Source organism: Streptomyces sp. NBC_00829 (assembly GCF_045161795.1).
In the GTDB taxonomy this organism is placed as follows: domain Bacteria; phylum Actinomycetota; class Actinomycetes; order Streptomycetales; family Streptomycetaceae; genus Streptomyces.
In genome coordinates, this window is the sequence record NZ_CP108867.1 from 3,175,392 (window position 1) to 3,190,380 (window position 14,989).

Here is a 14,989-nt window from a genome sequence, read left to right on the forward strand (position 1 = left end):
ACTCACCAGGCACCCCCCGGGCCCCGGGAGCTCGTGACCCCGGGGTCCAGGGGCGGACCCCGTCAGGCTCCCGCGGGCTGCCGCACGTTTGCGTTGACCCAGTCAACGATCGACGTGGTCGTCGCGCCCGGCGTAAAGATCTCCGCCACACCCAGCGTCTTCAGCGGCGCAATGTCCGCCTCGGGGATGATCCCGCCACCGAAGACCTTGATGTCCTCCGCCTCGCGCTCCTTCAGGAGCCCGATCACCTTCGCGAACAGCGTGTTGTGGGCGCCCGAGAGGATCGAGAGGCCGATCGCGTCCGCATCCTCCTGGATCGCCGTGTCCACGATCTGCTCCGGGGTCTGGTGGAGTCCGGTGTAGATGACCTCCATGCCCGCGTCACGCAGGGCCCGCGCGATCACTTTGGCCCCGCGATCGTGGCCGTCGAGACCCGGCTTGGCCACCACCACACGGATCGGACCGGTCACACCCATCACTGCCTCCACATACCGACTGCGCCGCCATGGGCACGGGTCCCGCACCAGCAAATGGGCGGGGAAGTGAACGAACGTTATCTCCAGCATCCCGCAACCGGCCGTTTCGCGGTGGATACCGAGGGGGAAATCACACGTGGGACAAGTTCGCCAAGCGTCGTACCCGCATCAGGCGGCGCACAAGCCGCACGACCGCAGGCACGGTCGCAAGGGAAGCTGCTCCAGGGTCGTACCACCGTGCCGTCAGCCGCGCGGCACGAGGGTGCGACACCGTTCGGTTCCGGCCCGTCGCGGGCACAGAGCCGCACAGTGACTGAAGCAGCGACCCACGAGGGCACACGGGGGCCGGAGCCGTCTCCCGCGTGCCGCACGGGAGGTCGGCCATGAAGGTTCTGTCCTTCTTTCCACTGAGTCTGCGCCCGGTCCGCCAGCTGCACCTATCCGCCGCACTACTCCGCGCCACCGCCCTGGAGCTGGCCATCCTCGCCGGGCATCTGCTCCTCTACCCCTCCGGACTCACCCCGGAGCGCCCCGCCCGCCCCCCGTTCCCGGGCCCGGACCCCCACCCGGACGGCGCGACCGTCCTCCCGACCGCCGGCCCCGATCATCCGCCCGTCGTCCTCCTGCACGGCTTTGTGGACAACCGCTCCGTGTTCGTCCTGCTGCGCCGCACCCTCGCCAAGCACGGCCGGGAGCATTTGGAGTGCCTCAATTACTCCCCGCTGACCTGCGACATCCGCGCCGCGGCCGAGCTGCTGGGACGCCACATAGAGCAGATCTGCGCCCGCACGGGCCGGAGCGAGGTCGACATCGTCGGGCACAGCCTCGGCGGCCTGATCGCCCGGTACTACATCCAGCGCCTGGGCGGCGACGAGCGCGTACGCACCCTGGTCACGCTCGGTACACCGCATTCGGGCACCAAGGTCGCCCCGCTCGCCAGTGCGCACCCGATCGTGCGCCAGATGCGGCCCGGCTCTCCCGTGATCGAGGAGCTGAGGCTGCCCGCGCCCGGCTGCCGCACCCGGTTCGTGAGCTTCTGGAGCGATCTCGACCAGATCATGGTCCCCATCGAGACGGCCTGCATCGACCACCCCGACCTCATCGCCGAGAACGTCCGCGTCAGCGGAATCGGACATCTCGCACTTCCGGTGCATCCCGCCGTCGCGGTCGGCATCCGGCAGGCGCTTGAGTCGAGCGAGTCGGCGACGGGCGCATCGGGAGCGGTCTCCGTCGCCTGACCGTCGCCCGGTCCGGCGCCTGACCGACGTCGGTCAGGCGCCGGGCCGACTCGGCGACCGGCGCCCGGACGTGGCCCCGGAAGGCAGCCGCGGATCGAACGCTTTTCGAACGTAAGGCCAAAGGTGTGTCCGCAGACCGCCGAAAGACGGCCGAATGCCCGTTTCCTGATTCCTTAAAACCTGCTGAAGATTGTCGCCATCGCGTACCGCCGGGTACAGTCACGCCACTGCTTTCCCTCTGGGACCCCCGCTCCCCCGCGGCGCCCCAGAACCCAGGTCCTGCTGCCGAGGCGAGAGAGAAGTTGGTGAACGACCAGCACACCCACGCCGGGTACGTCGGATACGACGGGTACGCCACGGGCAGCTTCGACACCGACCCGCTGTTCGGCGCGCTCCCGGGGAACTACGAAGCGGGCCACAGCGGCCAGTACGACAGCACCCAGTGGGACACCGGGTCGCACACGACCTCCGGCTACGGCACCTACGACGCGCAGCCGGTCGAGCAGCACGCGCAGGCTCAACACCCGCAGCAGACGCAGCAATTCCCGCAGTACGACACCACCGGTCCGTACGAAACCTCGGCGGCGCAGTACGACACGACCGGCCAGTGGGACGCGAGCGCCTGGAACCAGGCCAACCAGACGGGTCAGTTCGAGACGGCCGCGGCGACGTTCGCGTACGGCGCGACCGGCCAGTGGGCGGTGCCCGCCAACGAGACCGGAACGTACGACGCCACGGCCTGGAACACGGGCGCGGAAGCCGTCGTACCGCAGCAGTTCACTCCGGAGCACGAGCATCTCCAGGAGTTCGGCCACGAGCCCGGCCACCAGGCGGCAGCCTCGGAGTACGAGAGCGCCCCTTCCGAGTCCCAGCAGGACTTCTCGCAGGACTTCCAGCCGGAATTCACGGCCCAGTTCGAGACGGAGCAGTTCGAGACGGCCCAGTTCGAGACGGTCGACTTCGAGGCAGTGGACTTCAAGGCAGTGGACTTCGAGGCGGTCCAGTTCGAGGCCGAGCCCGAGCTCGACTCCCAGGCCGGTCCCGACGCCGAATTCGACATCGAGGCCGAGCCCGAGGAAACCGACGGCGCCGAGTCCGAGTCAGCCCAGGAAGACCGGGCTCCCGAGCCGATCGCCGCAGTCGCCACCGCCCGTCCTGTCCGCCGTTCCGGCGGAAGCCGCGGACGTCGCCGTACCCCCGCCAAGCGTTCGGCACTCCTGACGGTCGCCGTCCCTTCGGCCTGTGTAATGGGCGTTGCCGGCGTCGCCGCCGCGTCCGTCGGCGGTCTCGGCACCGGAGCCGACAAGAACGACGCCACCAGCCTCGCAGCCGCGGATCCGTCCTCCGTCCAGCCCGTCGCGGCGAACAACAAGATGGACACGCAGCTCGCCGCCCTCAGCGCCGACGCCCGTGACTTCGGCGACCGCGCGTCCCGTACCCAGGAGCGCATCGATCTGAAGGCGCGCCAGGAGGCGGAGAAGCAGAAACGTGAGGACGAGGCCAAGCGCCGCGAGGCACTGCGCCCCAAGTTCGTACTGCCGGTGAAGCAGGAGGGCCTGAGCGCCTACTACGGCCAGGCCGGCGTCAACTGGATGTCCGTGCACACGGGCATCGACTTCCCGGTGTCGTACGGCACCAAGGTGATGGCCGCGACCGACGGCACCGTCCGTACGCAGTGGAACAGCGCCTACGGCAACATGGCGATCGTGACCGCCCCCGACGGCACCGAGACCTGGTACTGCCACCTCAGCAGCACCAAGATCCGGTCCGGCTCGGTCAAGGCCGGCGATGTCATCGCCTACTCGGGCAACTCCGGCAACTCCACCGGCCCGCACCTCCACTTCGAGGTCCGGCCCGGCGGCGGCTCGGCGATCGACCCGCTGCCTTGGCTCCGCAGCCACGGCCTGGACCCCACCTAAACGACGGCTCCGCCTCTTCCCGGACGACAGGCCTCGGCCCCCCGGTGCGGGCCCCTGTCACAGGACCCGGCCGGGAAGCCATCGGCCGTGACGGCAGCGGCCGTCAGAGCTTCTCGACCGGCGCGTAACGCAACAGCAGCCGCTTCGGCTTCGTGTCGCCGAAGTCGATCGTCGCCTGAGCGTCCGAACCCGAACCCGTCACTCCCACCACGGTCCCCAGGCCGAACTGGTCGTGCGTGACCCGGTCGCCGACCGCAAGCGAGATCACCGGCTTGTCGCTCGCACGCCGCGTGGCGAATCCCGACGCGCCGCCGCCCGACCTCGAACGGGACGAGGACAGCGACGAAGTGATACCGGAGGTCGGGCCCGCGGGCGCGGCCATCGGTCCGGTCCGCTTCCACTGCAGGTGCCGGTCCGGGATCTCCTCCAGGAACCGCGACGGCGGGTTGTACGAGGGCTGGCCCCAGGCGCTGCGCAACGACGACCGCGTCAGATAGAGCCGCTCCCGGGCGCGGGTGATGCCGACGTACGCCAGCCGCCGCTCCTCCTCCAGCTCCTTGGCCTGCCCCAGGGCGCGCATGTGCGGGAAGACACCGTCCTCCATGCCCGTCAGGAACACCACGGGGAACTCAAGGCCCTTGGCCGTGTGCAGGGTCATCAGCGTGATGACGCCGGAGCCGTCCTCGTCCTCGTCGGGGATCTGGTCGGAGTCGGCGACGAGCGCGACCTTCTCCAGGAACTCGGCGAGGGTGCCCGCACCCTCCTCCTCCGCGCGTTCCTGCTCGAACTCAAGCGCGACCGCGGCCAGTTCCTGAAGGTTCTCGATGCGCGTCTCGTCCTGCGGGTCGGTCGACGCCTGGAGCTCGGCGAGATACCCGGTCCGCTCCAGGACGGCCTCCAGCACCACCGCCGGGCCCGCGCCCGAGTCGACGACCGTGCGCAGCTCCTCCATGAGGACGTTGAAGCGCTTGACGGCGTTGGCGGAGCGGGCCGCCATGCCGTACGCCTCGTCGACGCGGCGCAGCGCCTGCGGGAAGGTGATCTTCTCGCGCAGCGCGAGCGCGTCGATCATCGCCTCGGCGCGGTCGCCGATGCCGCGCTTGGGGACATTCAGGATGCGGCGCAGGGGCACATTGTCCTCGGGGTTGGCGAGGACCCGCAGATAGGCGAGGACGTCCCGGACCTCCTTGCGCTCGTAGAAGCGCACTCCGCCGACGACCTTGTACGGCAGGCCGACGCGGATGAAGATCTCTTCGAAGACTCGGGACTGGGCGTTCGTACGGTAGAAGATGGCGACGTCACCGGCCTTGGCGTCACCCGCGTCCGTGAGCCGGTCGATCTCGTCGGCGACGAACTGCGCCTCGTCGTGCTCGGTGTCGGCGACATAGCCGGTGATCTGGGCGCCCGCCCCGGCGTTCGTCCACAGGTTCTTGGGTCGGCGGCTTTCGTTCCGCTCGATGACGGCGTTGGCGGCGGAGAGGATCGTCTGCGTCGAGCGGTAGTTCTGCTCCAGCAGGATCGTCGTCGCGTCCGGGTAGTCCTCCTCGAACCGGAGGATGTTGCGGATGGTCGCGCCCCGGAAGGCGTAGATCGACTGGTCCGCGTCACCGACGACGCACAGTTCGGCAGGGGGCAGATCCTCCTGGCCCGTGCCCACCAGCTCGCGCACGAGTGTGTACTGAGCGTGGTTGGTGTCCTGGTACTCGTCGACCAGCACGTGCCGGAAGCGGCGCTGGTAGTGCTCGGCGACGTCGGGGAACGCCTGGAGCAGATGCACCGTCGTCATGATGATGTCGTCGAAGTCCAGGGCGTTGGCCTCGCGCAGCCGCGCCTGGTACATGCGGTACGCCTCGGCCAGCGTCTTCTCGAAGCCGTCCACGGCCTGGTCGGCGAAGGTCTCCTCGTCGATCAGCTCGTTCTTCAGATTCGAGATCTTGGCGCTGAAGGACTTCGGGGGGAACTTCTTGGGGTCGAGGTCCAGATCACGGCAGACGAGCGCCATCAGCCGCTTGGAATCCGCCGCGTCGTAGATCGAGAACGACGAGGTGAAGCCCAGCCTCTTGGACTCGCGGCGCAGGATGCGCACGCACGCGCTGTGGAAGGTCATCACCCACATGGCGTTGGCGCGCGGGCCGACGAGCTGCTCGACGCGCTCCTTCATCTCGCCGGCGGCCTTGTTGGTGAAGGTGATCGCCAGTATCTGACCGGGGTGGACGCTGCGGGTGCCCAGCAGATGAGCGATGCGGTGGGTCAGCACGCGCGTCTTGCCCGAGCCGGCTCCGGCGACGATGAGCAGGGGCGAACCGGTGTGCACGACGGCGGCGCGCTGCTGTTCGTTCAGCCCTTCCAGCAGGGCGGCCGGGTCCACGACGGTGCGCGGAGCGCCGTCGCGGTGGTACGGATCCCGGGCCGGGGGCACGTCGAACGCACCCTGGAAGAGATCGTCGGGGATCTCCTCCTGGGCCGAATCCTCGGGCGGCGGCGGAGGGTGCTCCGAGCTGGGCTGGAGGTCCGCCAGGAAGCTGTCGTCAAAGAGGCTGCTCATCGCTCTACGAGTCTAGGCCGCCGCACTGACAGCTTGCCGCCGCATCGGGATACGGCCGGAATCCGACGCTGCCCGGACCCGGCGGCCACCGGGCAACCCTCCGTGACGAAACGATGCCACCAGGTCATCAGCCGGAACACAACGCTCCATGGATCACTCATGTCACGAAAATGTATCGGACAAATCGAACATCAACCTTCACAGCAACCATACGAGTTGGCTACCGTGCTCGATCAGGCAGCCCGTACCCCCCTGGCGATCCACGTCACATCGGGCGGCCTGCGCCGAATCCGGACTTTCCGCAGGGGAGTTCGGAACCGGGGACCCACCATGCACGACCTGGGGTGAATCGGACCGTGACTCCATCCGGTCCGTAGGGCGATCTTCCGTTCCGCCCGAACCCGACAGCTAACCCGGTAGGCGGTCCACGGAAGAAGGAGATGTCGGCCTTGGCGTCGCATCGCAAAGCGCGAAGTCGAACCGTAAAGACCTCCCCAGCCGTCGGATTCACGACGGCCGCCCTCGCCTCCGTCTCGCTGCTGTCGACGCAGAGCGCCGACGCCTCGCCCGCCGAGCCGAAGCCCTCCGTCGAGGAGGTGCAGAAGAAGGTCGACGATCTCTACCGGCAGGCCGGCACCGCGACCGAGAACTACAACAAGGCCAAGGAGTCCACCGACGAGAAGCGGCGCGAGGTCGACAAGCTCCTCGACGACACCGCCAAGCGCACGGACAAGCTCAACGAGTCCCGCCGGGCGCTCGGCTCGTTCGCGGCCGCGCAGTACCGCACCGGCGCGGTCACACCGACCGCCGCGCTGCTCTTCGCGGACAGCCCCGAGTCGTACTTCGACCAGACCCAGCTGATGAGCCGGATGACCGACCGTCAGCGCGTGGCCGTCACCGACTACGAGACCGAGCAGGCCGCCGCCGCCAAGCAGCGCGCGCGGGCCACCAAGAGCCTGGAGTCGCTCACCGACTCGCAGGAGGCCCTGCGCACCAGCAAGCAGGAAGTCCAGACGAAGCTCGCCGAGGCCCGGTCGCTGCTGTCGAAGCTGACGGCCGAGGAGAAGGCACGGCTCGCCGCGCTCGAGCGGGAGAAGCAGGAAGAGGCCCGGCGTAAAGCCCAGGAGAAAGCGGAGGCCGAGGCCCGCGCCAGGGCCGAGGCCGCGCGCAAGAAGAAGGAGGGCGGCGGCCAGGACGGGGACACGGGGACGGGTTCCGGTTCCGCCGACGGCTCGTACACGGCCAAGGCCGACAAGGTTCTCGCCTTCGCCCGCGCCCAGATGGGCAAGCCGTACGTCTGGGGTGCGACGGGGCCGAGTTCGTACGACTGCTCGGGACTGACCCAGGCCGCCTGGAAGGCCGCGGGCGTGGACCTGCCGCGCACCACCTGGGACCAGGTGAAGGTCGGCAAGCGCGTCGAGACGAAGGACCTGCTCCCGGGCGACCTGGTCTTCTTCTACGACGACATCAGCCACGTCGGCATCTACATCGGCAACGGCAAGATGATCCACGCACCCAAGCCCGGGGCGAACGTGCGCGAGGAGTCGATCTACTACATGCCGATCTACGGGAGCGTGCGTCCCGCCTGATCGTCGGCGAGGCGGCGGCGCAGGAACGGAGATGGGCCCGGAACGCCCGGACGCGGATGCGCGTCCGGGCGTTCCGGCGTCCGCGCCCCGCTCCGGCGTTCACGTCCCGGTTCCGGCGTCCGCGCCCCGCTCCGGCGTCCGCGCCCCGCTCCGGCGTTCACGTCCGAGGCCTCACTCCCGCCATACCACCGCACTCCCGGCAACAGTGCCTCATCCGCCGCATCGGTCGCAGCGGCACAGGGATGGGCGACCGTGACCGCAGTCCCGTTCTCAGAAACGCTCGTGACCGTCCACCTTCGGGCACTTTCGGTCCTTACACCGCATGTCCGCGACCCTCAGGCTTAGCGTCCTCCCTCAGGTGACCGACTCCCCACCGCCGCCGGGCTCCCGGGCGGCAGCCGATCACCACCGCCGAGAGATCCGGCGGCGGACCGCTCCCCCTGTGCGGACCGCCGTCGGAGGCTCGGACCGCAGGGACGACGGAAGGACGTGGACGCCCCCGTGGCTTCGCACCGGAAACCGAAGCAGCATCCGCTCACCGGGCCTGCTGCCCGGACCGCCGTCACGCTTGCGCTCGCGGGTGCCGCAGCCGCGACCGCATTCGAGGGCACCGGGTATGCCGAGCCCTCTCTCACCCCCGCGCAGATCAAGACCAAGGTCGACCGGCTCTACCAGGAGGCCGAGGAGGCCACCGAGAAGTACAACGGGGCCAAGGAGCAGACCGCGTCCGCCCGCGGCTCACTGGACGAGCTGCGCGACGAGGCCACCCGCAGGACTGAGCGGCTCAACACCTCGCGCAACGCGCTCGGTTCGATCGCCACCGCTCAGTACCGCGCCGGAGGTATCGACCCCGGGCTCCAGCTCGCGCTCACGTCGGACCCCGACGAGTATCTGGAGCGGGCCGCGCTCGCCGAGCGGGCCGGCATCCGGCAGGCGGACGCCATCGCCGGAGTGCACCGGCAACTGGTGGAGATCGCCCGGCTGAAAGCCGAGGCGGGCGAGCGGATGACCGCGCTCAACGACCGGCAGACCGAGCTCGCCCGGCACAAGAACACCGTCCAGGACAAGCTCGCGGCCGCTCAGCGCCTGCTGGCCCGGCTCACCGCCGAGCAGCGCGCCTCCTACGACAGCGCGGACGGCCCCGACGCGTCGGCGGCGGGTGCCCGAGCCGACCGCTCATCGGCCCCCCGCGGCTCCCTCCAGGCCCCCAACTCCCGTGCCGCACAGGCAGTCGCGTACGCCTACGGCGCACTTGGCAAGCCGTACGTCTGGGGCGCGACGGGACCCGAATCCTTCGACTGCTCCGGTCTCACCCAGGCCGCCTGGCGTTCCGCCGGCGTGTCGCTGCCGCGCACCACCTACACCCAGATCAACGCGGGCGGCCGGGTGCCGCGCTCCCAACTCGCCCCCGGTGACCTGGTGTTCTTCTACTCCGGCATCAGCCATGTCGGTCTCTACATCGGCGGCGGCCAGATGATCCACGCGCCCCGGCCCGGGGCTCCCGTGCGGGTCGCGCCGCTCGACGAGATGCCCTTCGCCGGAGCGACCCGTCCCGCGTGACGCCCCGCGCACTCTTCTCCCGCCCGGCTCCGCATGGCATGCCCGCGTAAGATCCGCGGCATCCCGAGTTCCCGAGCGCGGCAGGAGTCCGACGTGGACGTCGACGTCCAGAACTACGTACGCAGCCTCACGCTCCGCTCACCCGACCACGTGCGGGTGGGCCCCTTCACGATCCGCTACAACCCCGACTGGGCCATCCCGCCCGCCAATTACGCGATACCCGACCAGGGCGCCGAGCCGACCGCCGCTGAGGTCGCGGCCCTGATCGCCGTCTTCCGCGAACGGGAGCGGACCCCGCGGCTTGAGTTCCTGCCGTCCTGCGCGCCCGAGGTCGAGCCGGCACTGGCCGACGCCGGGTTCACGGTCGACAGGCGCGCCCCGCTTCTCGCCTGCGCCCCCGGCTCCCTCGTCGAGCCGCCCCCAGCCGCCGGAATCACCCTCGGCGAGCCCCATGACCTGGCCGGATACACGGCCGCGGCCGGTGTGCAACATCTCGCGTACGGCGAGAGCGGTGAGCCGACCGAGGGCGAGATCGACTGGCTGCGTCAGGCTCGGGCGGGCGGCGGTGTCGCGGGCATCGCCACGGACGACACGGACGGGGGCGCGGTCGGCGCGGGTGGCTGTTCCATCCCGGTCGACGGGCTGAGCGAGCTGTGTGGTCTGGCGGTCGCCGCCTCGCACCGCCGCCGCGGTATCGGCGCCGCCCTCTCCTCGTATCTGACGGCGAGGGCATTCGAGCGTGGCTGCCGCATGGTGTGGCTGGAGCCGGGCGACGCGGACGTCGAGCGGATCTACGCCGGGATCGGCTACCGGCGGATCGCCGTCAAGACCGACATGTCACTCCAGTAGACGGGTGCCGCCGGCCGCCTGGTCGTCCGGATGCGCCGTGCCCTGCCTCCCCGTGCCCCGCTTCTCCGCACCCGCGTTCGCCGTGCCCTGGTTCCCCGTGCCCGCGCTCGCCGCACCCGCGTTCGCCGTGCCCTGGTTCCCCGTGCCCTGGTTCCCCGTGCCCTGGTCCGCCAGGTGCATGCGCTGCGTCAGCCACTGGAAGGCGTACGGCAGCTGCCTGATCCACACCGGTGTGACATGCCCGCCGGTCGTCGCCCGCAGATCGATCCGCGTCGGCGGCTTGGCCACGCGCTGCAGCGCGAGGCCCTGCTGGTAGCCGTCCCAGCCCTCGCCGGTCACGAGCAGCGAGACCCGCGGCGGGGTCTTCGCGGATTTGAGGATGTTCAGGACGTTGTTCTCCCGGCGCAGCTTCGGGTCCGTCGCGGTCAGCGATCCGTGCTCGGCGGCCGGGTCGCTGTAACCGGAGAAGCTGACGGCCGCGCTGAAACGGTCGGGGTGGGCGAGGGCCAGCTTGGCGGCGCCGTGCGCGCCGGCCGAGTAGCCCGCGATCGCCCAGTTCTCAGGGCTCAGCGACACCCGGAAGTTGTCGGCGACCATCTTGCGGACGTCGACGGTCAGCCAACTGTCCGCGTTGACCTTGCCCGGGATGTTCGCGTACCCGGTGTCCTTGTCGCCCAGCATGGTCCGGGGCGAGACCAGGATGAAGGGCGCGACCTCGCCCGACTCGATGAGCGGCCCGACCTTTTTCTGGAACTTCAGCGTCCGGAACCAGTTCTTGGAGGAGCCGGGGAAGCCGGACAGGACCTCGACGACCGGGAACTTCTTGGTGCGGTAGGCCGGGTCGTTGTACTGCGGCGGCAGCCAGACGTACACCTCGCCCTGCACCCCGGATATGGCCCCCTTGAGTTCAGTGCGCACCAGACCGCTGCCGAGGTCGGAGTCGTCGACCTTCTCGAACTTCTGGATCACCTTGGGCAGGGAGGAGATCGGCTTGTTGCCCGTGCCGTTCGGCCCCAGGTCGGCCGCCCGGTCGACATGGTTGGACGTGCCGAGCAGATCGTCCCAGTTGTCATAGAGCCCGTTGGCGTTGTTGACCGCCACGAACACCACGAGGACCGCCGTGGCCTGAGCGAACAGCACCATGACCAGCCGGCCGGCGGCCCGCACCATGGCGGGGCCGCCCAGCCGGCTCCAGAACAGGAGCGGCAGCAGTACGGCGATCACGACCAGAACGATCGTGATCACGAAGAAGGAATGCCCCGTCAAATTCATCACGTAAAACAAGAGGTGAACATGGCGCAGTCGGTTGCCCGGCCATGTACCAGTTACCTCACAACGGAGCCTAGACCAGACGTCGGGCGGTCGCCCATCGGGTCAATTCATGACGGTTCGACAGCTGAAGCTTCCTCAGCACCGCTGACACATGTGACTCCACGGTCTTCACGGAGATGAACAGCTGCTTTGCGATTTCCTTGTACGCGTAGCCACGCGCGATCAGCCGCAGAACCTCACGTTCGCGCTGGGTGAGCCGATCGAGGTCCTCGTCCATGGGAGGTGCGTCCGTCGAGGCGAAGGCGTCCAGGACGAAGCCCGCGAGCCGCGGCGAGAACACCGCGTCCCCGTCCTGCACCCGGAAGACGGAGTCCACCAGATCGGTGCCCGTGATGGTCTTGGTCACATAGCCGCGGGCGCCGCCCCTGATCACGCCGATGACGTCCTCGGCGGCGTCCGAGACGGACAGCGCCAGGAACCGGACGGGATTCTCCGCTGCCGCCATCAGCGCGGCGCACCGGCGCAGCACCTCCACGCCTCCGCCGCCCGGCAGGTGCACGTCCAGCAGCACCACTTCGGGCCGTGTCGCCGTGATCACGGTGACCGCCTGGTCGACGTCGGCGGCCTCGCCGACCACCTCGACGCCGGTGCTGTCGGTCTGCCCGATCTCGGCCTGCACGCCGGTGCGGAACATCCGGTGGTCGTCGACGAGCACGACCCTTACGCGCCGCCCGGCAGTCTCTCCAGCAGCCTCGGTCTCGGTCATTCGCTCGCCCTCTCCATCTCCAGCTCGACCTCGGTGCCCCCGCCGGGCACCGAGCGAAGCCGTGCGGTCCCGCCGTTGCGCTGCATCCGGCCGATGATCGATTCTCTTACGCCCATCCGGTCTTCGGTCACCGCATCCGGATCGAATCCGGGTCCCCTGTCCCGCACGGAGACGAAAACCGTGCGGCCCTCGACCTCCGCGAACACCTGAACCGCCCCGCCCTCGCCACCGTACTTGGCCGCATTGACCATTGCCTCGCGTGCGGCCTGCATCTGTGCGACCAGTTTCTCGTCCAGCGGGCAGTCGCCCACGACCACGACCTCCAGCGGGACACCGTGCTTGTCCTCGACCTCCGCGGCCGACTTCTTCACCGCCTCGGCCAGGGTGTCCGGTTCCTCGTCCTCGTCCTTGCCCGTGCCCTCGGGCTTGTACAGCCAGTTCCGCAGTTCGCGCTCCTGGGCGCGGGCGAGCCTGCGCACCTCGCCGCCGTCGTCGGCGTTCCGCTGGATCAGGGTGAGGGTGTGCAGCACGGAGTCGTGGACATGGGCGGCGACCTCGGCACGCTCCTGGGCGCGGATACGCATCGTCCGCTCCTCCGAGAGGTCCTGGGTCATACGTACCAGCCAGGGTCCGGCGAGCAGCGCGACTCCGGCGATCACGGCGATCGCCGCCGTCAGTACGTTGCCCAGTTGCGCGGCCGATCCGCGGACCACGATGAAAACGGTCAGTCCGAGGCCGACCAGGGCCACGCCCGCGAGCGCCCGGCCCAGCTGGAGCAGCCTGCGGCGGCGGCCGACTTCGCTCCAGCGGGCCCGCCGGGCGTTGTCCGCCTGCCGCCACACCAGCACCACACCGGCGCCGATCAACAGAATCGGCCAGACATAGCGGCTGGCGTTGCTGCCCATCTTGACGTTGCCGACGAAGATCGCAGCGCCGACCATCAGGGCGACCATCGCGACGAGCTGTCCCCTGTCGGGCTTGCGCAGCCGGCGTCTTCCGTCGGGGGTCAGCTCGAAGACGGAGCGCGGCTCGGCCGTCCTGCCGCCGACACCGAGCGGGACCACGATCCAGAACACGGCGTACAGCAGCACGCCGAGGCCGTCGGCCATGAACAGGCCGAGGAAGACCAGACGCACCCAGACGACGGGCAGCCCCAGATGGCCGGCGAGTCCGCGGGCCACACCGCCGAGCATCCGGCCGTCGGCGCTGCGGTAGAGCTTGCGCAGCGGCTGGTCCTCGGGCGCGGGCGCACGGGAGGGTCCGGCGGGTCGGGGCGTGGCGACTGGCATGCCCCGATCGTCACACGCGGGGGCAGACCGCGGTATCAGGGTCGTCCCTTAATCCGACCCTGATCCGGACCCGTGCGGCCGGGGCCGATATCAGGGAAGGGCCAGGGTCGGCGTGGGTGCCGCCGCGGACCGGGGCCCGTCACCATGGACGTATGACTCAGCCGACCACGTCGCCGCAGCCGGATGTGCCGCCCGACACGCATCCCGGGGCGCAGCAGCTGTGCCGCATGCCGAACCACAAGGTCGTGGCCGGTGTCTGCGGCGGGCTCGGCCGGTACTGCGACATAGACCCGGTGATCTTCCGGATCGTGATCGGTGTGCTCTCCGTGACCGGCGGCATCGGACTGATCTTCTACGGCTTCGCGTGGCTGCTGATCCCCGCCGAGGACGAGGAGGAGAACGAGGCGCGCAGGCTGCTGTCGGGCCGGGTCGACGGCGCCTCGCTGATCGCCGTGCTCCTCGCGCTGGTCGGCTGCGGAGTCTTCCTGTCGATGCTGAGCAACGGCGGGACGCTCGCCTTCGCGGCCCTGCTCTCGCTCGCGGTGGTGGGAGCCTCCGTGTGGTCCCAGCGCCGGCGGATCACCGCGCCCGACGGCGCTCCGCTGGACCAGGCGGCGGCGCACGCGGCGGCCGAGGCCCCGCCCGAGACGAAGGCACCGCCCGTGCCCGGCAGCCCCTCGTGGTGGCGGGACCCGATCGTCAAGGACGGCACGACGGGACCGGTGACGACCGGCTATCTGTGGGGCCCCGAGGACGCGGTCGTGAGGCCCGGCGTACCGGCCTCACGGCGGACTCCGGCGGCTTCCCCGGCGTCACGCGGCCCGCGCGGGATCGGAGGCACCGTCTTCCTTCTCGCGCTGATCGCGGGCGGACTGGGCACCGGGCTGAGCTGGGACGGTCATCCGCTGGGCACCAGCCTGCAGATCGGGCTGGTCTGCGCGCTGGCGGTGTTCGGGCTCGGCATGCTGGTCAGCTCGCTCCTCGGCCGCACCGGCTTCGGGACGATCATGATGACGGCGATCACGGCGGGGCTGCTGGCGGGTGCCGCCGCGCTGCCCAAGGACATCACCACCGACTGGGTGCGCACGGACTGGAAGCCGGCCTCGGTCGCCGCCGTGCAGGAGCGGTACGAACTGGGCTCGGGGGTCGGGACCCTCGATCTGTCCTCGCTCGTCGTGCCCAAGGGGCAGACGGTGTCGACGGCGGCGGAGGTGGGCGCGGGGCAGCTCAAGGTCGTGATCCCCAGGAACACGCTGGTGAAGCTGCGGGCCGAGACGGGCATCGGCGACATCCGGCTCCCTGCCGACGGGGCGAACGACATCGACATCGCGGCCGGCCGGACCCGGGAGCTGACCCTGCCCCCGCCGGCCGGGGCGAAGCCGTCCGGCACTCTTGAACTGCATCTCGAAGTGGGCATCGGACAGGTGGAGGTGACGCGTGCCGCGTCGTGAATTCCGGCACGGTTTCCAGCCGGGCAAAGTGGTGG

At 69.9% G+C, this 14,989-nt stretch carries 11 protein-coding genes and 1 riboswitch; of the genes, 6 read left to right on the forward strand and 5 right to left on the reverse strand.

Features of this window, described 5'->3' with window-relative positions:
• Window positions 1-62: 62 nt before the first annotated feature.
• Window positions 63-476, reverse strand: coding sequence for a cobalamin B12-binding domain-containing protein (locus OG293_RS13465; protein WP_405999045.1), 414 nt, complete (start codon window positions 474-476; stop codon window positions 63-65).
• Window positions 477-859: 383 nt separating this feature from the next.
• On the opposite strand from OG293_RS13465, the gene OG293_RS13470 reads away from it, so the two are divergent.
• Both OG293_RS13470 and OG293_RS13475 read left to right on the forward strand, forming a co-directional pair.
• A complete protein-coding gene (locus OG293_RS13470; RefSeq protein WP_405999046.1) occupies window positions 860-1,714 on the forward strand; it encodes an esterase/lipase family protein in 855 nt (284 codons plus the stop codon).
• A gap of 305 nt (window positions 1,715-2,019) precedes the next feature.
• A complete protein-coding gene (locus OG293_RS13475) occupies window positions 2,020-3,633 on the forward strand; it encodes a M23 family metallopeptidase (RefSeq protein WP_405999047.1) in 1,614 nt (537 codons plus the stop codon).
• Between the two features lie 103 nt (window positions 3,634-3,736).
• Here OG293_RS13475 and pcrA read toward each other — a convergent pair whose 3' ends face one another.
• A complete protein-coding gene (gene pcrA, locus OG293_RS13480) occupies window positions 3,737-6,178 on the reverse strand; it encodes a DNA helicase PcrA (protein ID WP_405999048.1) in 2,442 nt (813 codons plus the stop codon).
• Window positions 6,179-6,450: 272 nt separating this feature from the next.
• A riboswitch (cyclic di-AMP (ydaO/yuaA leader) is annotated at window positions 6,451-6,616 on the forward strand.
• Between the two features lie 2 nt (window positions 6,617-6,618).
• Between pcrA and OG293_RS13485 the strand changes: the two genes are divergently transcribed.
• The 3 genes from OG293_RS13485 to OG293_RS13495 all read left to right on the forward strand — a co-directional run bounded on the left by OG293_RS13485 (window position 6,619) and on the right by OG293_RS13495 (window position 10,176).
• Window positions 6,619-7,767, forward strand: coding sequence for an NlpC/P60 family protein (locus OG293_RS13485; RefSeq protein WP_405999049.1), 1,149 nt, complete (start codon window positions 6,619-6,621; stop codon window positions 7,765-7,767).
• Between the two features lie 501 nt (window positions 7,768-8,268).
• A complete protein-coding gene (locus tag OG293_RS13490; protein ID WP_405999050.1) occupies window positions 8,269-9,327 on the forward strand; it encodes an NlpC/P60 family protein in 1,059 nt (352 codons plus the stop codon).
• Window positions 9,328-9,420: 93 nt separating this feature from the next.
• On the forward strand, window positions 9,421-10,176 hold the full coding sequence (locus tag OG293_RS13495; RefSeq protein WP_405999051.1) for a GNAT family N-acetyltransferase: 756 nt from the start codon (window positions 9,421-9,423) through the stop codon (window positions 10,174-10,176).
• Here the strand turns inward: OG293_RS13495 and OG293_RS13500 are convergent.
• The 3 genes from OG293_RS13500 to OG293_RS13510 form a co-directional block, all read right to left on the reverse strand.
• Entirely contained in the window at window positions 10,165-11,421 is a 1,257-nt protein-coding gene (locus tag OG293_RS13500) for an alpha/beta hydrolase (protein ID WP_405999052.1), read from the reverse strand. The genes OG293_RS13495 and OG293_RS13500 overlap by 12 nt on opposite strands.
• A gap of 97 nt (window positions 11,422-11,518) precedes the next feature.
• Window positions 11,519-12,214, reverse strand: a complete 696-nt coding sequence (locus OG293_RS13505; protein WP_405999053.1) for a LuxR C-terminal-related transcriptional regulator — start codon at window positions 12,212-12,214, stop codon at window positions 11,519-11,521.
• On the reverse strand, window positions 12,211-13,503 hold the full coding sequence (locus tag OG293_RS13510) for a PspC domain-containing protein (protein ID WP_405999054.1): 1,293 nt from the start codon (window positions 13,501-13,503) through the stop codon (window positions 12,211-12,213). Before OG293_RS13510 ends, OG293_RS13505 begins: the two co-directional genes overlap by 4 nt.
• Before the next feature lie 152 nt (window positions 13,504-13,655).
• Here OG293_RS13510 and OG293_RS13515 point away from each other — a divergent pair, with 152 nt between their 5' ends.
• The gene (locus OG293_RS13515; RefSeq protein WP_405999055.1) at window positions 13,656-14,954 is read left to right on the forward strand and encodes a PspC domain-containing protein; all 1,299 of its coding nucleotides are present in this window, start codon (window positions 13,656-13,658) and stop codon (window positions 14,952-14,954) included.
• Window positions 14,955-14,989: the final 35 nt, after the last annotated feature.